The 19,264-nt window shown below is 66.1% G+C and carries 17 protein-coding genes; all 17 read right to left on the bottom strand.

Annotated features, from left to right (window positions below; genetic code table 11):
* Positions 1-7: 7 nt before the first annotated feature.
* The 17 genes from H9639_RS00435 to rsmH all read right to left on the bottom strand — a co-directional run bounded on the left by H9639_RS00435 (position 8) and on the right by rsmH (position 19,051).
* A complete protein-coding gene (locus tag H9639_RS00435; RefSeq protein ID WP_191806197.1) occupies positions 8-679 on the bottom strand; it encodes a DivIVA domain-containing protein in 672 nt (223 codons plus the stop codon).
* 157 nt (positions 680-836) lie between these two features.
* Positions 837-1,124, bottom strand: a complete 288-nt coding sequence (locus tag H9639_RS00430; RefSeq protein WP_066301271.1) for a YggT family protein — start codon at positions 1,122-1,124, stop codon at positions 837-839.
* 65 nt (positions 1,125-1,189) lie between these two features.
* Positions 1,190-1,723: a cell division protein SepF gene (locus H9639_RS00425; protein ID WP_191806196.1), complete on the bottom strand. Its 534-nt coding sequence runs from the start codon at positions 1,721-1,723 to the stop codon at positions 1,190-1,192.
* A gap of 100 nt (positions 1,724-1,823) precedes the next feature.
* Positions 1,824-2,570 carry a YggS family pyridoxal phosphate-dependent enzyme gene (locus H9639_RS00420; RefSeq protein ID WP_191806195.1) on the bottom strand — a complete coding sequence of 249 codons (747 nt, stop codon included), beginning with the start codon at positions 2,568-2,570 and terminating at the stop codon, positions 1,824-1,826.
* A gap of 59 nt (positions 2,571-2,629) precedes the next feature.
* A complete protein-coding gene (locus tag H9639_RS00415; RefSeq protein WP_191806194.1) occupies positions 2,630-3,346 on the bottom strand; it encodes a polyphenol oxidase family protein in 717 nt (238 codons plus the stop codon).
* Between the two features lie 61 nt (positions 3,347-3,407).
* Positions 3,408-4,577, bottom strand: a complete 1,170-nt coding sequence (gene ftsZ, locus H9639_RS00410; protein WP_191806193.1) for a cell division protein FtsZ — start codon at positions 4,575-4,577, stop codon at positions 3,408-3,410.
* 220 nt (positions 4,578-4,797) lie between these two features.
* Positions 4,798-5,820 (bottom strand): cell division protein FtsQ/DivIB, encoded by a 1,023-nt coding sequence (locus tag H9639_RS00405; protein WP_318241929.1) that lies wholly within the window; start codon positions 5,818-5,820, stop codon positions 4,798-4,800.
* A gap of 106 nt (positions 5,821-5,926) precedes the next feature.
* Positions 5,927-7,348, bottom strand: a complete 1,422-nt coding sequence (gene murC, locus H9639_RS00400; RefSeq protein ID WP_191806191.1) for a UDP-N-acetylmuramate--L-alanine ligase — start codon at positions 7,346-7,348, stop codon at positions 5,927-5,929.
* Positions 7,345-8,454 carry an undecaprenyldiphospho-muramoylpentapeptide beta-N-acetylglucosaminyltransferase gene (murG, locus tag H9639_RS00395; RefSeq protein WP_191806190.1) on the bottom strand — a complete coding sequence of 370 codons (1,110 nt, stop codon included), beginning with the start codon at positions 8,452-8,454 and terminating at the stop codon, positions 7,345-7,347. The genes murC and murG overlap by 4 nt, the downstream gene beginning before the upstream one ends.
* Positions 8,451-9,776 carry a putative lipid II flippase FtsW gene (gene ftsW / locus H9639_RS00390; protein ID WP_191806189.1) on the bottom strand — a complete coding sequence of 442 codons (1,326 nt, stop codon included), beginning with the start codon at positions 9,774-9,776 and terminating at the stop codon, positions 8,451-8,453. Before ftsW ends, murG begins: the two co-directional genes overlap by 4 nt.
* Positions 9,777-11,318: a UDP-N-acetylmuramoyl-L-alanine--D-glutamate ligase gene (gene murD, locus H9639_RS00385; protein ID WP_191806188.1), complete on the bottom strand. Its 1,542-nt coding sequence runs from the start codon at positions 11,316-11,318 to the stop codon at positions 9,777-9,779. It lies immediately after the preceding gene.
* Positions 11,315-12,421: a phospho-N-acetylmuramoyl-pentapeptide-transferase gene (gene mraY, locus H9639_RS00380; protein WP_191806833.1), complete on the bottom strand. Its 1,107-nt coding sequence runs from the start codon at positions 12,419-12,421 to the stop codon at positions 11,315-11,317. Before mraY ends, murD begins: the two co-directional genes overlap by 4 nt.
* Entirely contained in the window at positions 12,421-13,914 is a 1,494-nt protein-coding gene (locus H9639_RS00375) for a UDP-N-acetylmuramoyl-tripeptide--D-alanyl-D-alanine ligase (protein ID WP_191806187.1), read from the bottom strand. Before H9639_RS00375 ends, mraY begins: the two co-directional genes overlap by 1 nt.
* A gap of 6 nt (positions 13,915-13,920) precedes the next feature.
* A complete protein-coding gene (locus tag H9639_RS00370; protein WP_191806832.1) occupies positions 13,921-15,510 on the bottom strand; it encodes a UDP-N-acetylmuramoyl-L-alanyl-D-glutamate--2,6-diaminopimelate ligase in 1,590 nt (529 codons plus the stop codon).
* Between the two features lie 51 nt (positions 15,511-15,561).
* On the bottom strand, positions 15,562-17,349 hold the full coding sequence (locus H9639_RS00365) for a peptidoglycan D,D-transpeptidase FtsI family protein (RefSeq protein ID WP_318241928.1): 1,788 nt from the start codon (positions 17,347-17,349) through the stop codon (positions 15,562-15,564).
* Between the two features lie 26 nt (positions 17,350-17,375).
* Positions 17,376-18,056 (bottom strand): hypothetical protein, encoded by a 681-nt coding sequence (locus H9639_RS00360; RefSeq protein WP_191806186.1) that lies wholly within the window; start codon positions 18,054-18,056, stop codon positions 17,376-17,378.
* Positions 18,053-19,051, bottom strand: coding sequence for a 16S rRNA (cytosine(1402)-N(4))-methyltransferase RsmH (gene rsmH / locus H9639_RS00355; RefSeq protein WP_191806185.1), 999 nt, complete (start codon positions 19,049-19,051; stop codon positions 18,053-18,055). The genes H9639_RS00360 and rsmH overlap by 4 nt, the downstream gene beginning before the upstream one ends.
* Positions 19,052-19,264 lie beyond the last annotated feature (213 nt).

The following is a 19,264-nucleotide window of genomic DNA, read 5'->3' as shown; positions in this document are numbered from 1 at the left end:
TATGCGCTTAGGCGTCCGCAGTCTCCGAGGCTACCGAGCCGCGGGAATCGAGATCGCGCAGCTGGCCTTCGATGTATGCCTTCAGGCGTGAGCGGTAGTCGCGTTCGAAGCCGCGCAGCTGCTCGACCTTGCGCTCCAGAAGAGCCTTCTGCTGTTCGAGGGAGCTGAGGATCTTCCGGCTCTTCTCCTGGGCTTCGGTCACGAGGCCGCTGGCTTCGATCTGCGCCTCGGCGATGATCTTGTCCCGCTGCTCAACACCTGCACCGACGTAGTCGTCGTGCATCTTCTGAGCCATGGCGAGGATGCCGGCAGCCGATTCGGCCGGGTTGGACACGGGAGCGGCTGCCTGCGGACGGGCAGCTTCAGCCTTGGGAGCCTCAACCTTGGGCTCCGGCTTGGCTTCGGGCTCGGGCTCCGGCTTCTTCTCTTCCTTGACCGGCTGGGATACCTGCTCGGTCTTGGACGCGGCCGAAACCGGTGCAGGAACCTGGTCGCCCGCGGGCGCACTGGCAACTGCCTCGGCAAGCTGGCGGCGCAGGTCTTCGTTCTCGGCGTTCAGGCGGCGAAGCTCGACGACGATCTCGTCGAGGAAGTCATCCACCTCATCCTGATCGTAGCCTTCACGGAACTTGGTCGGCTGGAACCGCTTGTTGACAACATCTTCTGGCGTCAGAGCCATCTGGTCACCTCATACTGGTTATAAGACCTGCCCGTGTTTACGGGCTGTCTAGGTACAGAATCTCGAACATAAAATCAGGGATCAATTCACTATATTTTTCACATTATATCTTTTGCGAACTGATGACGAACCGGGGCGTCCCCGGTACTGCTGTGCCCTAGCTGGCCGCCACCACGATTTGCATGGCGATTCCCACCACGATAAAGAGGACCAGGAACGCGAGGTCCAGGGACACGCCTCCCAGCCGGAGCGGCGGAATAATCCGGCGTAGAGCCCGGACAGGCGGGTCCGTAGCGCCGTAGACGGCGGTGGCCAGCACGAGGGCCGGACCCTTGGGGCGCCACTGGCGGGCAAACATCTGCACCGCGTCGTAGACAATCCGCAGAATCAGGGCGAGCTGAAAGAGCATCAGCACCAGATACAGCAGGGCAAAAATAATACTCACGCGTGTTTTCGTTTCCGCCGTAGGAGGTCAAGCTGTCCGCACGGTCCCAGGGACCGGGACGGCGGTCAGCTCTGGTTGAAGAAGGCCGACTGGGACTCACTGACCTTCTTGTCGTCCCCCAGCACCTCGACGTAGGACGGCGAGAGCAGGAAGACCTTGTTGGTCACCCGTTCGATCGTACCGCGCAACCCGAAGACAAGTCCCGCGGAGAAGTCCACGAGCCGCTTGGCATCGGCTTCTCCCATGTCGGTGACGTTCATGATCACGGGAATTCCGTCCCGGAAGCTCTCACCAATGATCTTGGCGTCGTTGTAGGAACGGGGGTGAACAGTGGTAATCTGCCGCAATCCTGCCACGTCTTCCTTTGCCGATGAGGGGGCACGCTTGATGGGTGTGACGGGGGCACGGTATTCCTCTACCGCGGTGGTACGGGCCGGCTGAGCCGGGGCGGCCGGTTCGCGGTCGCTCCGGTCATCTTCCGGCGCGCGCTCCTCGTCCCTGGCCGTAGTCTCCCGCACAGGCTTCAGCTCGTCCTCGTACAGCTCATCGCCGTCGGCGAGCCCAAGGTAGATCATCGTCCTGCGCATTGCGCCAGCCATGGTTGCTCCTTCAGTCCTTCAGCGTCCCGCGTTGTCCGGTGTGGGCATTGTTTTCGCCTGTTTTGCGGCGGTCCGCAAATGGAACCCGCCATGCTTGACGCTACCGCAGAACGGGGCGGGGACCGAGAATATCGGACCCAATCCGCAGGTGTGTCGCGCCGTGGGCGACGGCGGTTTCCAGGTCCTGGCTCATGCCCGCGGAAATCCCGCTGGCGGCCGGGTAGCGGGAGGTCAATTCGTGTGAGAGTTCCTGGAGGCGGCTGAAAGCCACGGCGGGATCCTCCCCCAGCGGGGCGACAGCCATGAGACCTTTCAACCGCAGTGCCGGCTCCTGCTCAACGGCAGCAGCCAGGCCCAGCATGTCCTCCGGCTTCGCTCCCCCGCGTCCGGCGGCCTCCTCGGGCTGGGCCCGCAGATCGAGCTGGAGGTAGCACTCCAGAGGCTCGCGCCCGGAACCACCGGCCTCCCGGCGGCGGGCATCCTCGGCAGCCATGGCCTTGGCCAAGGCGGCGATGAGTCCCGGCCGGTCAACTGAGTGCACGGCCCGTGCATACTTCACCACGGATTTGGCCTTGTTTGTCTGCAGCTGCCCAATGAAGTGCCAGTTCAGTCCGGCTTCCGGGAGCTCCGCTGCCTTTGATTCAGCCTCCTGGGCTTTGTTTTCACCAACGTCGCGCACACCGAGTCCGGCCAGCAGCGCTGCATCGGAGGCGGGAAAGTACTTGGTGACGACAATCAGGTTCGGCTCGCCGCGCCCGGCGGCTGCCGCGGCGTCGGAAATCCGGCGGCGGACGGATGTGAGACGGGCCTCGAGGTCTGCGGCCCGGTTCGGAAGTGCGGTGCTCATGTGTTCCTTGTGTTGCGTCTGCGGGTGTTGTGGTGCCCGTGGTGTCGAGCCCAGGACAGTTACGTCGCCGGGGGCTGCCAGATCAGTCCGGCGAAGCGGCCCGTGGGAGCGTCCCGCCGGTGTGAAAAGAGATCCGACTCTTCCATGGTGCACCCGGGAAGCCGCATCGCAGCGACACCGAGGTCACCCAGCTGGGCCTGCGCTGCGGCCGGCAGATCCAGCGCCGGCGTACCCCAGCTGGTCCGGGACACCGCCCCGGGAAGGTGGGCGGCATCAGCCAGCATGGCCTCGGGGACTTCGTAGCAGCGTCCGCAGACGCTGGGGCCGATCCACGCCGAAAGCTCGGCGGCACCGGCAGCACGCATGGCCCGCACCGTGTTGGGGAGGATTCCGGCCAGCAGCCCGGCCCGTCCGGCGTGGGCGGCAGCGGTTACAGGAGCTCCGTCCCTGCCGGTTCCCGCGAGGATGACCGGCACGCAGTCGGCCACCATCACCGCCAGGGGCGTGGACCCGTCCGTACTGAGCAGGGCGTCCGCCACCGGCGGCACGTCCGGCTGCGCGGCCCCGGAGGCAGAAACCGGGGCAACGACGGCGGAATGCACCTGCTCCATAAACCGAAGGCTGTCCGGGCGGATCCCCATGTGGTCTTCGAGCGCGCGGCGCCGGGCGTGCACCGCTGCGGGATCATCGCCTACATGCAGCGCGAGGTTGCCCGCTGATGTGTCGGTGAAGGCGACCCTCAAGCCGCCGGGGCCGTGCCCCTCCCACCAAAACATTCGCTGAGACAACCTCGCGCCGATCTGCAGGTACTGCGTTTCTTCTTGGTTCTACTTGGTTCTACTTCAGGAAGTCCGGCACATCCAGGTCGTCCTGGCGGCCTGCACTCAGGTCCGGCTCAACAACGGCCGGAAGGTCGATGTCAAAACCTGCGTCGGCGGGGATGTCGCTCACCTGCGGGCGCTGGGCCCACGCGGAGGTTCCGCCGGCAACTCCCGCTGCCGCGGCAGCCGGAGGAGTCAGCGGTTCGGCGGGCTTGGACGCAGCCGGCTGTGAGGTGACGTCCACCTGGTCGAAACCGGCGGCGATAACCGTGACGCGCGCTTCGTCACCGAGGGCGTCGTCAATGACGGCACCGAAGATGATGTTGGCTTCGGGGTGCGCCACTTCCTGGACCAGGCGGGCTGCTTCGTTGATCTCGAACAGGCCGAGGTCCGAACCGCCCTGGATCGAGAGCAGGACACCGTGGGCGCCGTCGATGGAGGCTTCGAGCAGCGGAGAGGCTATTGCCAGCTCCGCGGCCTTCACAGCACGGTCCTCGCCGCGCGCGGAGCCAATACCCATGAGTGCGGAACCTGCACCCTGCATCACCGACTTCACGTCGGCGAAGTCGAGGTTGATCAGGCCCGGCGTGGTGATCAGATCGGTGATGCCCTGAACACCGGAAAGCAGCACCTGATCAGCGGAGCGGAACGCGTCGAGCATGGACACGTTGCGGTCGCTGATGGACAGGAGGCGGTCGTTCGGGATGACGATCAGGGTGTCGACCTCGTCCCGCAGCGTATCGATGCCGGACTCTGCCTGGTTGGAGCGGCGGCGGCCTTCGAAGGTGAAGGGCCGGGTCACAACACCGATGGTCAGGGCACCCAGGGAACGGGCAATCCGGGCCACCACGGGGGCCCCGCCGGTACCGGTGCCGCCGCCTTCGCCTGCGGTCACGAAGACCATGTCCGCGCCGCGCAGCACTTCTTCGATTTCCTCGGCGTGGTCCTCGGCTGCCTTCCGGCCAACCTCAGGATCCGCTCCGGCGCCGAGGCCGCGGGTCAGTTCACGTCCAACATCGAGCTTGACGTCGGCGTCGCTCATCAGCAGAGCCTGCGCATCAGTGTTGATGGCAATGAACTCCACTCCGCGGAGTCCGACGTCGATCATTCGGTTAACGGCATTCACGCCACCGCCGCCGATGCCGACGACCTTGATGACGGCCAAGTAATTCTGCGGTGCTGCCACGTCCTGTGTCCCTTGTTCGAATCTGTGCAACTGATCAATGCGGCCGGGACTTCCCCAGCCAAAACCTTCAACCCGAACAACCTTAACCCTCGACTTGAGGGTTATAGTTATGTCAAGTAATGCTCTATCCACGACGCTATGGGGCTGCGTTAGCTTCCGCAATTACCGTTCCGCGCGTGTCGGTGAGAATCTTACCCCGGTATGTCCGGGCGCTGTCCGGTCACCGGGTCACCGGACGGTTGGGGGTGCTCACGTCGAACACCTTCACCGGCGGATCCGCAGCCGGAACCAGCAGCAGGGCTTCAAGCGCCTTCGCTTTGGCTGCATTCGCTTCCGAGCTGCCCCAAAAAACCGTCTGGCCGTTGGACAGTTTGAGTTCAACCGAGTCCAGGGTTTCCGCTGAGGCATGGTCAAGCTGTGCCAGCACGTTTTGGGGCAGGGCTGCGAGCACCGCGGTCACCGTGGAGAAGACCTCGCTGTTCACTGCCTCAGTGCCGCCGTCGATCAGCGGCAGAGCCACCGCCGCCCGCTCCCCCACCGCCTTGAGCTGACGTCCGTCCTCATCGATGAGCAGGAACTCGCGGCCGTTCTGCAGGACGGCCACCGGCACCCGCTCCGTGATGGTTACCAGCAGATCCGAGGGCGGAACCGCCGCCACCTTCACGTTCTCCACCTCCGGGCGGCCTGCCAGCAGTTCACCGGCGTCGGCATCGGAAATCAGGGTCAGCGGCGTGCCCAGCAGCGGGGCAAGGGCTGCTTCGGCTTCCTCCGCTGACAAAAGCGAATTTCCCTGCACCTGCACGTTTTTGACCTCCAGTGCCGGGGAGAAAAACAGCACGGCGAACAGGGCGGCAAGCAGCACGGCGGTGATCCCGGCACCAATCAGCACGTACCTGCGCCGGCGCCGTACCGGGGGCTCGGGGAAGGCCAGGATGCTGGCTTCGGCACGGGCATCGGCATCGGCGCCCCGCACCCGGGATCCGGACGGGTTATCTGCTGCCGTGGTCCTGGCCCGGCCGCGTCCCGGTCCGGGAGGAACAGGCGCCGGTTCCCACTCCCGGACGGCCTGGATGTCATCAGGAGCAGCCGCGCGCGCTGTGCCGGGCCGGAGCTCATGGATCCGGGCGCCTTCGACCGGCAGCAGCTGCACCTTGGGTGAGTTCGCTGCAGAACGGGGCCCGGCAGGCGAACCCGCAGCTGAACCCGCAGCGCTCGGCGCATCCGGCGCGGGACGGCCGGTCACGGCACGTCCGTTCCGCGGATCCGGGGCGCCTGCACCCCTGTCCTCGCGGGCAGTTGGACGCGGACGGAGCTCTCCGCCCGCGCCGGCAGGAGGCTGTCTGGGCTTCCTACCTGCCATCGGCACCGCTTTCCGGGCCGTCGCCGGCTGCGGCAAGAGCCTCGAGGATGACCGGCCCGTACTGGGTGACGTCGCCGGCGCCGACGGTCAGGACGATGTCCCCTTCAACAGCCCGGTCCGCGATGGCACGCACCGCAGAAACCGGATCCGGTGCCACCTCGCCCGGCGTGCTCAGCTTTTCGGTAATGAGGCTGCTGGAAACGCCGGGAATGGGATCCTCGCGGGCGGGGTAGATTTCCAGTACCGTCACCGAGTCGGCCAGGTCCAGCGCTGCCGCGAACTCCGCGGCGAAGTTCCGGGTCCGGCTGAACAGATGCGGCTGGAACAGCACATGGACGGCCTGCTCCCCCGCCACGGCGCGGGCGGCCTGCAGGGCAGCGGCAACCTCGGTGGGGTGATGGGCGTAGTCGTCAAAGACGCGGATGCCCCGCGCGGTTCCCTTGGCTTCGAACCGCCGTGCCGCACCGGTGAACGCTGCCAGGCCGTCCGCCGCGGTCTGCGGCTCAATTCCCAGGTCCAGTGCCACAGCAAAAGCGGCCGCGGCATTGAGGATGTTGTGCCGGCCGGGCACCTGCAGCCGGAGCTGCTGTTCCTGGTCCCGGCCTCCGGTGGAGAAACGCAGGGTGCTGAGGCTTGTCCGACCATCGGCAGTGGTGTCCGTGATCCGCACATCCGCCTCCGGACCGTAACCGTAGGTCCTGGTCCGCGGGGCTGAGTTCCGCTGCAGCAGGTCCCGGACCCCGGGATCATCCACGCACGCAACGAGTAGGCCGTCAGCGGGCAGCAGTTCAACGAACCTGTCAAAAGATGCAAAGACGGCTTCGGCCGTCCCGTAGTGGTCCAGGTGGTCAGCTTCGACGTTGGTCACCACGGTGATCTGCGGTGAGTAGTTCAGGAAGGAACCATCGGACTCGTCGGCTTCGGCCACAAAGACACGACCGGAACCGGCTGCCGCGTTCACCCCCAGCGCCGCGACGTCCCCGCCGATGGCGAAGGAGGGGTCCAGGCCCGCTTCCCGCAGCAGGACGGTGATCATCGCCGTCGTTGTGGTTTTGCCGTGGGTACCCGCAACGGCAACCAGGTCCTGGTCCCCCATCGCCGCGGCGAGGGCCACCGACCGGTGGATGATCCGCAGGCCCGCCGTTTCGGCGGCAGCCAGTTCCGGGTTGTCCGGGCGGATGGCCGTGGAAATGACCACGGTATCCACGTCGCTGACGTTGGCGGGGTGGTGTCCCACCGAGATCCTGGCGCCGAGGGATTCAAGGGCGCGCAGCCCGGCTGAGTCCCTGGCATCGGAGCCGGAGACCGGCACGCCGCGGCCGAGCATAACCCGGGCCACGGCGGACATTCCGGCACCGCCGAGGCCGATGAAGTGGACGCGGCCCAGTGCCGGAGATTTGCTCGTGTTCATGCTGCTTTCCGTTCCGCTGCTTCCAGGATCAGCGCAGCCATCTGTGTATCAGCGTCCCGGATGCCCCGTGCGGCAGACGCGGCGGCCATGGTCTCCAGCGCTGCGCGGTCGCTCAGCAGCGGTATCAGGTTCTGGGTAATCCATTCAGGGGTGAAGAGGGAGTCACGGACCAGGAGGGCACCTCCGGCCTCCACCAGTCCGGCGGCGTTGAGCGCCTGTTCACCGTTGCCGTGCGGCAGCGGCACCAGGACTGCGGGCAGTCCTACGGCGGAAATCTCGCAGACGGTTCCGGCGCCGGACCGGGCCAGCAAAAGGTCAGCTGCCGCGTAGGCCAGTTCCATACCGTCGACGTACTCCACCTGGCGGTAGAGCGGCGCGGTCAGTGCCTTGCCTTCGGCATCGGCGGCCGCTTTGCCCCGGCCGGTGACGTGGAGGGTTTGGATGCCTGCGGCGGACAGCTCCGGCAGGGCCGCCGTCACGGCCGCGTTGATGCTGGCCGCTCCGGAGGAACCGCCGGTGACCACCAGCGTGGGCAGATCCGGATCCAGTCCCAGGGCTGCGCGGGCAGTGCCGCGGGCGGCAGCGCGGTCCAGCTGGGAGATCTCCCGGCGCATGGGCATACCTACCCAGCGCGCGCCGGGCAGCTTTGTCTCTTCGAAGGCAACACCCACAACGTCGGCATTGCGCGCACCCACCCGGTTGGCCAGTCCGGGACGGGCGTTGGCCTCATGCACGATGATGGGGATCCGCCGCTTCCGCGCCGCGAGGTAGACGGGTGTCGAGACGTAGCCTCCGACCCCGACCACGACGTCGGCCTGGGCTTCGTCGAGAATCTCCCCCGCCTGCCGGACGGCGCGGGAAAGCCTGGCCGGAAGCCGGGCCAGGTCGCCGCTGGGCCGGCGCGGCATCGGTACCCGCTCAATCACGGCCAGCTCATAGCCGGCTGCCGGGACCAGACGGGTCTCCATGCCGGAGGACGTACCCACCACCTTGATGCGGGCGTCCGGCCGCAACTGCCTAACGGCGTCGGCAATGGCCAGGAGCGGGCTGATGTGCCCGGCTGTGCCGCCTCCGGCGAGAACTACGGAAAGTGGGGACTGCGTCATGGAGCTGCGGGTTCCCTTTCAGGGATAGTGCGGGCAAAGGACAAGAGCACGCCGACGGCGGCCAGGGTGAACGTCAGCGAAGAGCCGCCGTAGGAGATAAACGGAAGCGGTACGCCGATCACGGGGAACAGGCCGGTGACCATCGCGATGTTCACAAACGCCTGGCCGATGATCCAGACCAGGATGCAGCCGCAGACGATCCGGATGAAGGGCTGGGTGTGACGCATGGTCACCCGGACCGTGGCCACTGCAAGGATACCGAAGAGCACCAGCACCACCATGGTGCCGAGCAGACCGAACTCCTCGCCGATGATCGCGAAGATGAAGTCATTGTGGGCCTCTGGAATCCAGGTCCACTTTTGCCGGCTCTGGCCGATGCCCACTCCCAGCCAGCCTCCCGAGGCCAGGGCGTACATTCCGGCGTTGGCCTGATCGCAGAGCCCGGCGGAACAGTCGAGCTGCAGCCAGGCGCTGATCCGGCTGGTCCGGTTTCCGCTGACTGCGGACATCAGCAGGCCGCCCACCACGGCCGCCAGTGCCAGCAGGCCCAGGAGCTTCAGACGCACACCGGCAAAAAAGAGAGCAGCGAGCATGATCGCGCCCATGATGAGCACGGTCCCGAGGTCGTGACCGGCCATCACCAGGGCGATCAGGATGCCGGCGCCGGGCACCGCTGGAATGAGGGCATGCACCGGCTGGTCGATGAGGCCTTTTTTGCGTGAAAGAACCATGGCCAGCCAAATCGCCATGGCGAGTTTCGCGGCCTCCGACGGCTGCCCGGTGACCGGGCCGAAGGTCAGCCAGTTCTTGTTGCCGTTGACCTCCTCACCAATAATCAGCACCAGGACCAGCAGGAAAGCCGCGGCGAGCAGCGCAAACCAGGCGATAAAGCGGTAGAAGCGCGGACCGAACTTGGACAGCAGCAGCATGGCTGCGACACCAATGGCAGCGAAGATGAGCTGCTTAATAAACAGGTCGAAGGTGGTGGCCACATTGGCTCCGGAGCCTGCGGCCGCGGCGATCGCTTCCACGGAGGAGGCAGAGAGCACCATCATCAGTCCGATGACGGTCAGCGCCAGAGCCGACCCCAGGATCATGTAGTAGCTGGATCCGGTCGCCTGGGCACCGCTTCCTTCCAGCAGGACCATAAACCGCTGGTAGTGGTCCTTGAGCCGGCGCCGCGGGGCTGGCGTTTGCGGGGCGGGTGAGGCCTTGCCGGCCGGTGATCCGGGTCCGGGTTTGGCTGCGGTCCGGGGTGCTGGGGCCGCGGGGCGTTTCCGCGCCGCCGGCTTCCGGGCCTTGCCCGTGGGCGTGGTCACCATCTACGGCTCCTTGGTGGTCTGCGCCTGTCCTTCCACGTACCCGCGGACAGCTTCGATGAAGGCCTCGCCCCGGTGGGCGTAGGAACGGAACTGGTCCATGGACGCCGATGCCGGCGCCATCAACACTGTGTCTCCGGCCTCCGCCACGGCGGCCGCGGCCGCTACTGCATTGGCCATGACTTCTTCACCCGTGAGTGGGCCTTCCCTTCCAGTGTCCGCTGCTGCCGCTTCGATTACCGGAACATCCGGGGTGTGTCGGGCCAAAGCGCCGCGCAGCTCACTGGAATCCGCCCCGATCAGGACGACGGCGCGGAGCCGGTCGCCGTGGGCGCGCACCAGGTCGTCATAATGCACGCCCTTGGACAGCCCGCCGGCGATCCACACCACGGGCCGGAAGGCTGCCAGGGAGGCGGCGGCGGCATGCGGGTTGGTGGCCTTGGAATCGTTGACCCACAGGATGTCGTGGAGCTTTGCGACCGGTTCAATCCGGTGGCCCCCGGGAGCATAGTTGCGCAGTCCGTCGCGGACGGCCACCGGGTCCACACCGAAGGCGCGGACCAGTGCTGCGGCTGCCAGGGCGTTGGCTGCCATATGGCGCGGCGCGGTATCCCCCAGGTCGTCGAGGGAAGCCAGTTCGGCGGCGGAGTTCCGGCGCTGTTCGATGAACGCCCGGTCCACCAGCAGCCCTTCGACAATGCCGACCATGCTGATGGCGGGCATCCCCGTGGTGAAACCGACGGCGCGGCAGCCTTCCACAACCTCAGCTTCCTCGACCATGCGTTCGGTTTCGGCCTGCTCGGCGTTGTAGACGCACGCCACCTGGGTGTTTTCGTAAACCTTGGCCTTGTCCGCCAGGTAGGCGTCATAGCCGCCGTGCCAGTCCACGTGGTCTTCTGCCACGTTCAGGCACACGCTGGCGAGCGGGGACATGGTGTGGGTCCAGTGCAGCTGGAAGCTCGAAAGCTCGACGGCGATCGCGTCCCAGCCCTGCGGGTCCCGGATGGCATCAAGTATCGGTGTGCCCACGTTCCCGGCGGCAATGGCACGCAGCCCGGCTGCCCGCAGCATGCTCTCCGTCATGGAGACCGTGGTGGTCTTTCCGTTGGTGCCGGTAATGGCCAGCCAGGGAGCGGTGGGCCGGCCTTCGCGGATCCGCACCCGCCAGGCCAGCTCCACGTCGCCCCAGATCGGGATGCCCGCGGCGGCGGCTTCGGCCAGCACCGGATGGGACGGGCTGAAGCCCGGGGAGGTCACGACCAGCTCAGCCGGCTCCCCCTCCACCAGCGGCAGCGAAAGGGCATGCTCCGGGCCGAGCAGCACGTCGGCAGCCCCGACGATTCTCAGGGTGTCTGCCTTGCCGCGGTTCTCTTCAGAGTCAAGTGCGTCAAACACCACCACCCGGGCACCGAGCTCAATCAGGGTGTCCGCGGCGGAGAATCCGGAGAGGCCGATGCCGGCCACCACCACCCGCAGTCCGCGCCAGTCCGCATCCCAGGTGGTCAGTGGAGCCAGGCGGGGGGTCTCGAGGTAAGGAGTGCTCATTGTCCAGCCACCCAATCAGCGTAGAAGAGCCCGAGTGCCAGGGCGACGCACAGTCCGCCAATGATCCAGAAACGGACCACCACGGTGACCTCTGCCCAGCCCTTGAGTTCGAAGTGGTGCTGCAGCGGTGCCATCTTGAAGACGCGCTTGCCTCCGCTGAGCTTAAAGTACCCCACCTGGATGATGACTGAGGCGGAGATGATGACGAACAGGCCGGCCAGAATCACCAGCAGCAGTTCGGTGCGGGAGAGGATTGCGAAGGCAGCAATGGCACCGCCAATGGCCAGGGAACCGGTGTCGCCCATGAAGATCTTCGCCGGGGAAGTATTCCACCAGAGGAAGCCGATCAGTGCCCCGGCCATGGCACCGGCGAGCAGTGCGAGGTCCAGCGGGTCACGGACCTCATAGCAAACCCCCGCATCCGCGGGAGCACCCAGGCAGCTCTGGTTGGACTGCCAGATGCCGATCAGGAAGTAGGCGCCGAAGACCAGCACGGAGGCACCTGCTGCGAGGCCGTCCAGCCCGTCCGCAAGGTTCACCCCGTTGGTGGCGGCGGTGATGATGACGCTGGACCACAGTATGAAGAGGATCGCGCCGATGATGGTTCCCGCGAACGCCAGGTCGATGGCGGTGTCGCGGACAAAGGAAATGTTGGTCGAGGCAGGGGTCAGTCCGCCCTCGTCCGGGAACCGCAGCGCCAGTACGGCAAAGACGATACCGACGATGGCCTGCAGCGTGATCTTCGCTTTGGCGTTCAGCCCCAGGGAACGCTGGCGGGAGATCTTGGTGTAGTCGTCGATGAAGCCGACCAGCCCCATGCCGACCATCAGGAACAGCACCAGGAGTCCGGACGCCGACGGGCCGAAGCTGGTCGGGTTGATCGCGTGGCTGATGAGGTGCGTGACAAAGTAAGACGCCACCACGGAGGCGACAATCACTGCCCCGCCCATGGTGGGGGTGCCGCGCTTGGTGTGGTGCGACGTCGGGCCGTCGTCGCGGACAAACTGTCCGTAGCCTTTCCGGACGAGGAAGCGGATAAAGAGCGGTGTGCCCGCGAAGGCCAGGACCAGCGCCAGCGAGCAGCCGATCAGCAGCGAAATCATCACAGTCCACCCCGGGAGGAGGAATCAGCGGAAGTCTCCGCGGCAGCTGGACCTTCGAGTGGGGTATTCAAGGCAATCCGATCACCAAGGAACCGCAGACCGGCTCCGTTGGAAGACTTAAAGAGAACGATGTCGCCGGGTTCCAGTCCCGCTTCGAGAACGGCCTGGGCCTCTTCGGGTGTCTGGACGAACTGGGATTCATCGCCCCAGGACCCTTCCATGACGGCACCCGTGTGCAGAGCCCGCGCTCCGGTTCCGACGACGATGAGTTTGGAAATGTTCAGGCGCACTGCGTAGCGCCCAATCGAGTCGTGTTCGGTCACGGATTCCGCTCCGAGTTCGAGCATCTCCCCCAGCACCGCCCAGGTGCGGCGGCCTTTGCCGAGTTCGGCAAGGGTGCGCAGGGCCGCCCGCATGGATTCGGGGTTGGCGTTGTAGGCATCGTTGATCACGGTGACGCCGTCGGGCCGGTCGGTGCGTTCCATCCGCCAGCGGCTGGCGGCTTTCTGCCCGGAAAGGCCTGCGGCGATGTCCGCCGGAGCAATGCCGGCCGCCCACGCCGCACCGGCTGCTGCCAGCAGGTTGGCTGTGTGATGCGCGCCGATCAGCCCGGATTCGACCCGGTGTTCGCTGCCGTCCGGGAACCGGAGGGTGAAAACCGGCCGGCCCTGGGAATCGGTGCCTGCGTCGACCGCGCGGAGTGTTTTGTGCCCGCCGGGCAGTTCATCGGCTGAGGAGGTGAAGAGCAGGACCTGGCCGGTGGTGCGCTTGTCCATGGCAGCAACGCGGATATCGTCCCCGTTCAGGACGACCGTCCCCTCCGGTGCAATGGCTTCGGCGAGTTCGCCCTTGGCACGGGCAATGTTCTCGACCCCGCCGAACTCACCGGCGTGGGCGGTGCCGACGCAGAGGACCACACCAATGTCCGGGCGGACCATGTCCGCCAGGTAGGAGATGTGTCCAATGCCGGTGGCGCCCATTTCCACCACGAGGTAGCGGGTGCCGTGACCGGCGGTGAAAATGGTCAGCGGAACCCCGACTTCACCGTTGTATGAGCCCATGGGGGCAACGGTCTGCCCGTGGCGGGCCAGGATGCCGGCCAAAAGGTCCTTGGTGGTGGTCTTGCCGGCGGAACCGGTAATGCCGATGACCGTCAGCGGGCCTTCGGCCCGGAGCCGCCGGACAATTTCCGCGGCGATCTCGCCCATGGCGGCCACGGCGTCGGGAACGACGATGCCCGGATAGACCGTGCCGCCGTCGTCGCTTACCGGGCGTTCCGTCAGGGCCAGTGAGGCCCCGGATTCGAAGGCCCGGCCGACAAAGAGATGGCCGTCGGAAACTTCTCCCGGCTTGGCGATGAACAGCGTATGCTCGTGCGCTTCGCGGGAGTCCGTAGTGGCTGAGGTCACTGGAATATTCGGGTCCGCAGCTGCTGCCCCCACCAGTGCGCCGCCCGTGATTGCCGCAATTTCGGCTGCATTAAGTTCAATCATGACGATTTAGGACTCTACCCCGTCGCCCGAAAGCACCGTGAATCCGGCCTGTGTCAAGGCGGCCCGCAGTTCGACCCGGTCATCCAGTGCCAGGTTCACGCCCTTGACCTCCTGCCAGACCTCGTGGCCGCGCCCGGCCACCAGGATGGTGTCCTGCGGTCCGGCGAACTCCACGGCGCGCGCAATTGCCGCAGCACGGGGTGCGGTCTCGATGATGGTGCAGCTGTGTCCGGAGGCAGCCTGCTCGCTGTGCGCTCCGCGCAGGACGTCGGCCCGGATGGCCGCTTCGTCCTCGTCGTGCGGGTCGTCGTCGGTGACAATTACCACGTCGGCGAGCCGGGCCGCGATGGCCCCCATCAACGGCCGTTTGGTCTGGTCCCGTTCCCCGGTGGCGCCGAACACGACGATGACCCGGCCGCCGGGCCGGCGGACCGATTCCAGCGTGCGGGAGAGGGCATCGGGGTTGTGGGCGAAGTCGACGATTGCTGCCGGGGACTCGCTGATCAGCTGCATGCGTCCGGGCACTTCAACGGTGAAGGGATCGTGCTCATCCAGCGCGCGCTGGACCTCCTCCACGGCGGTGCCGGATTCCAGGACCATGGCAAGCGCCAGCGCGGCGTTGGAGACGTTGAAGGTCCCCGGCAGACCGGTCCGGACCCGAAGCGGTGTCCCCTGCACGGGACGCAGCTCGAAAGTGTGCCCCAGCCCGTCCCGGGTGATGTCCCGGACCTGCCAGTCGGCGTCCGTGGCATCTCCGCTGGTCGACAGCGTGACACCGCGCTCTCCGGCGACGTCCGCCATCTGGGAGCCCCAGGAATCGTCGACCGTCACGACGGCCCGCCTGCACCGGTTAGCCCGGAACAGCGCGGCTTTGGCCTCGAAGTACTCCTCCATGGACCCGTGCAGGTCCAGGTGGTCCTGGGTGAGGTTGGTGAACCCGGCCACGTCGAAGACCACCCCGTCCACCCGCCGGTAGGAGATGGCGTGGGAGGAGACCTCCATGGCGGCGGCATCAAGGCCCCGCTCACGCATCAGTGCGAGCAGTCCGTGGACCTGCGGCGATTCCGGCGTCGTCAGCACACTGGGAATCGACTCGCCGCCGGCCAGGATTTCAATGGTGCCGATCAGACCGGTGGACTTCCCCAGCGCCTGCAGCAGCGAGTTGATGAAGTACGTGGTGGTGGTTTTACCGTTCGTGCCGGTGACACCGTAAAGCACGGGCGCGGAGCCGTCGCGCGGCTGGCTGTTGAAAACCGCAGCCGACAGCGGCCCCACGAGCCGCCGGATATCCTCAGCGGTAAAGACCGGCAGACCGGTCTCGGGGAGCTGTTGGAGCCCTGCGGCATCCGTGAGCAGCGCAGCTGCGCCCGCGTCTGCCGCATCGCGTGCGAAAACGGCACCGTGGTGGCGGGCACCCGGAAGGGCGAGGTAAAGGTCACCGGGAAGGACCAGGCGGGAGTTGATGCTGACGCCCGTCAGTTCCGTCTCCCAGCCGTCCGTGCCGGTGCCTGGGGCTGCCTGGATGGCAGGAGCTCCAGGGGGCAGCGCTGCCGCGGCGTCGCCCAGCGTGACGGGGATTACCCGCTCGGGGCGCATACCGTTTCCGGCGCGCTGATCATTGCTATGTGGCACTGCACTGCTCCAGCTTTAGTACTCGATGGGGTAAATGTCCGGTTCCCCCGTGGAGGGGGCAACGTTGTGGGTGGTCAGGACCTGTTCCATGACTTTCTGGAAGGTCTTGCCTGGTTCCACATAGTAGAGGTCGCCTTTGGGGCGCTGAATGGTCACGACGACGACGTACTTGGGATCGTCCATAGGTGCAATACCAGCATAGGAGACGGTGACACCGTCATATCCGCCGTTGGGGCTGGGTGCCTCCGCGGTGCCTGTTTTGGCTCCCACACGGTATTTCTCCAGGGCGCCCGAGGAACCGGATCCCTCGACCGTCACGGTTTCCAGCATCCGCTGGACTTCTTCCGCGGTCTTTTTCGAAACCACCCGGGTACCGTCGCCGTTGTCGATGACGTGCTCTTCTCCGTCCGCATCGATGGTCGAGTTCACCAGCCGGGGCGGGAGCCGCACGCCGTCGTTGGCGATTGTCTGGTAGACCATGGCTGTGTGCAGCGCCGTCTGGGTCAGGCCCTGGCCAAAAAGAACCGTGTACTGCTGGCGGCTGTCCCACTGCTCCGGCTTTGCCAGCAGGCCGGAGGTCTCGCCGTTGAGTCCGGTGCCCAGCTCGGTTCCGATGCCGAATTTCCGCATCCAGTCATACCGCTCCTGGGGGCTGAGCTGCTCCCCCACCATGACTGTGCCGGTGTTCAGCGAATTGGCCAGGATGCCGGACGCGGTCATCTGCAGGGTGCCGTGCTCGTACGCGTCTTTGAACGTCTGTCCGTCAACGGTGTAGTTCGACTGGATCAGGAACGGGGAGGTCGGGGTGATGAGCCCCTCCTCGATCGCCGCCGCCATGGTGATGACCTTGGTGGTGGAACCGGGTTCGAAGGAATCGGTGACCGAACGCGCTTTCCGGGAGTCCGCTTCCGTGGCCCCGGGATTATTGGGATCAACGGTTGTCGACTCGGCCATGGCGAGGACGTTGCCCGTCTCCACCTCGACGACCACCACATTGCCCCATTCGGCGTTATATTCCCTGGTCTGGGCGGCAATGGTCTGCTGGGCATACCATTGCAGGTCCTGATCAATCGTGAGTTTGATGGAGTCGCCGTCCTTCACCGGGACGTCCTCGTTGGTGGCGTAGGGAATCCGAATGCCGTCGCCGCCGATTTCGTAGGTTTTGCTGCCGGCCTCACCGGCCAGGATGCTGTCCTGTGTCAGCTCCAGCCCCTCCTGCGCCCCCTCAGTGCCGAGGAATCCGACGATGGAACCGGCGACAGCGCCGGAGGGGTAGGTGCGCAGGGTGGTGCGGTCTGCATAGACACCGGGGAATTTGACGGCAAGTACCTTGTCGCGGATTTCCGGGGTCACGGTCTTTGCAACGAAGTTGAAGCCCTTCTCCCCCAGAATGGATCCGCGGAGTGTGGCCGTGTCCTGTCCGAGGATGGCAGAGAGCTCCTCGAAAGCCTGATCGAAAGTGACGTCCTCCCACTCACCTTCGGCCGTGCGTCGCGGGTACTCGTCCTTGTCCTGGGATAAGCGCTGGTCCACCACAATGTCGAAGCGTTCCACGCTGCGGGCGAGGTAGTTGCCGTTGGCATCGAGGATCCCGCCGCGCAGGGCCGGAACGGTGGTGGTGACCAGCCGGTTCGCGACGGCGGCTTCCGCTTTGCCCTCCGGGTCCAGGCCCTGAACCTGGAACAGGCGCACACCAAGGACGGTAAGGAGGACAAGCGCAATCACCAGTCCTGCGCGGAGCCGGCTGGAGACGAGGGATACCCTGTGGTCCTCCGGGGCCGGAGTCTGTCCTGCTTTTGCCACAACGTGTCCTCGTGGGTGCTGGTTGGTTACTGTCCGCTTCTCTGGCTGGGGGCAGGAATGGTGCCGCCGTTCAGATCCGCTTCGGGGGCGGCCGGCGCCGGTGTGACGACGGGGGCATCTGCGGGCACGCTGTCCTTTGCCTCTGCTGCCCGTGCGTTTTCCGCCGGTTCAGCCGGTTCCGCGGGCTGGGCCTGGGCCGGAGTCACCGGCTGCGTCAGGACCTGAGGCAGGCCAATGAGCGCTTCAGGCCTGGTGCCTTCCTTGGCCGGCTCCGGATTACCCGTGACGGCCAGGGTCTGCAGGTCGATCGTACCGAAGGACGGTGACGCGACCATGCCCAGTTCAGCCGCTGCGGCGGCCAGGACCTGGGGCGCCTGGTGGTTTTCCACCTGCTGCGTGAGCGCCTCATTCTTCTGCAAAATTTCGGTGCGCTGATTCTGCAGCTGGACCAGCTGATACTGGCCGCTGGATACCGAGATATTCAGGATCAGCACCGCTGCCAGACCGATGGCCAGGACTGCGAAACACAGCGCAGCAACCGGAACCCGGCGCTTGCGGGACGCGGCAGGCACCAGGGAGAGCGGTGTCCGGCGGCGCGGGGCGGCCGTCTGCGGCTCCGCGGAATCCCACTGCACGCTGCGTGCCAGGTTTCCCTGGACCGCCCCCGGTGTTGCCGCCGGGCGGCGCCGCCGTGTCGCTTCGGTCATGACCGTGCTCCGTCCATGGTTGCCCGAATCCGTTCAACTGCACGCAGTTTGGCCGAGGCCGCGCGTGGGTTCTCGGCTATCTCCTGCTCCGTGGGGACCTCGGTGCCCTTGGTCAGCCGCTTGAGCTGCGCCTTGTGCTCTTCGAGCTCCACGGGGAAGCCCTTGGGAGCCGAGGACCGGGACCCGGCGGCGAAAATGTCTTTGACGATGCGGTCTTCCAGCGAGTGGTAGGACATCACGACGATCCGCCCTCCGACGCCCAGCACTGACAGGGCTGAGGGAATGGCGCGTTCCAGGACGTCCAGTTCCTCATTGACCTCGATGCGCAGCGCCTGGAAGGTCCGCTTGGCGGGGTGCCCTCCGGTGCGGGCCGCAGCGGCGGGCACAACGGAGCGGATGGCTTCGACCAGTTCGCCGGTTGTGGTGAAGGGAGCTTTGGACCGTGCTGCCACGATGGCTGAGGCGATCCGTCCGGCGAACTTTTCCTCGCCCCAGCGGCGGATGATCGAGACCAGCTCGGCCTCGTCGAAGGTATTGACGATGTCCGCAGCGGTACGGCCGCGGCTGGTGTCCATTCGCATGTCCAGCGGGGCGTCGTAGGAGTAGGCGAACCCGCGCTCACGTTCGTCCAGCTGCATGGAGGAGACGCCAAGATCAAACAGGGCGCCGTCAATGGAGTCGAACCCCAGGTCCCGGACAACGTCGCCGACTTCGTCGTAAACCGCGTGGACCAGGTCTGTCCGGTCCTGATAGGCGGCGAGCCGCTCTCCGGCCAGGGCCAGAGCCTGCTGGTCACGGTCGATCCCGATGACGTGCAGTTTGGGGAAGCGTTCCAGCATCGCCTCGGTGTGTCCGCCCATGCCCAGAGTCGCATCAACAACGACGGCGGTGCGGCCGGCCGCTTCTGCGGCCTCAATGCCCGGGGCGAGCAGGTTGATGCAGCGGTCCCGCAGGACGGGGATGTGCCGGTCTTCGGTGGGACGGTTTTCGCTCATTGGTCTCTCCTTCCGCTGCTGTTCCGGTGCGGCGGTTCTTGGACCAGATCCCCATCCGCGCCTCACGCTGCCCGCCTGGCTCCGGGGAAGGTGAGCCAGGTGAACAGTCCGCGGGGCGGCTGGAGATCTCGTTCAAGATCCTGCCGGGATTCCGATTTCCTGTGTTTGGTGCCTGTACTTTTGTTTTCCTGCTTGTCCTGCTGTGCCGGCGGG

This window comes from Arthrobacter gallicola (assembly GCF_014836775.1).
GTDB lineage: Bacteria > Actinomycetota > Actinomycetes > Actinomycetales > Micrococcaceae > Arthrobacter_B > Arthrobacter_B gallicola.
This window is presented reverse-complemented; position numbering and strand designations above follow the sequence as displayed.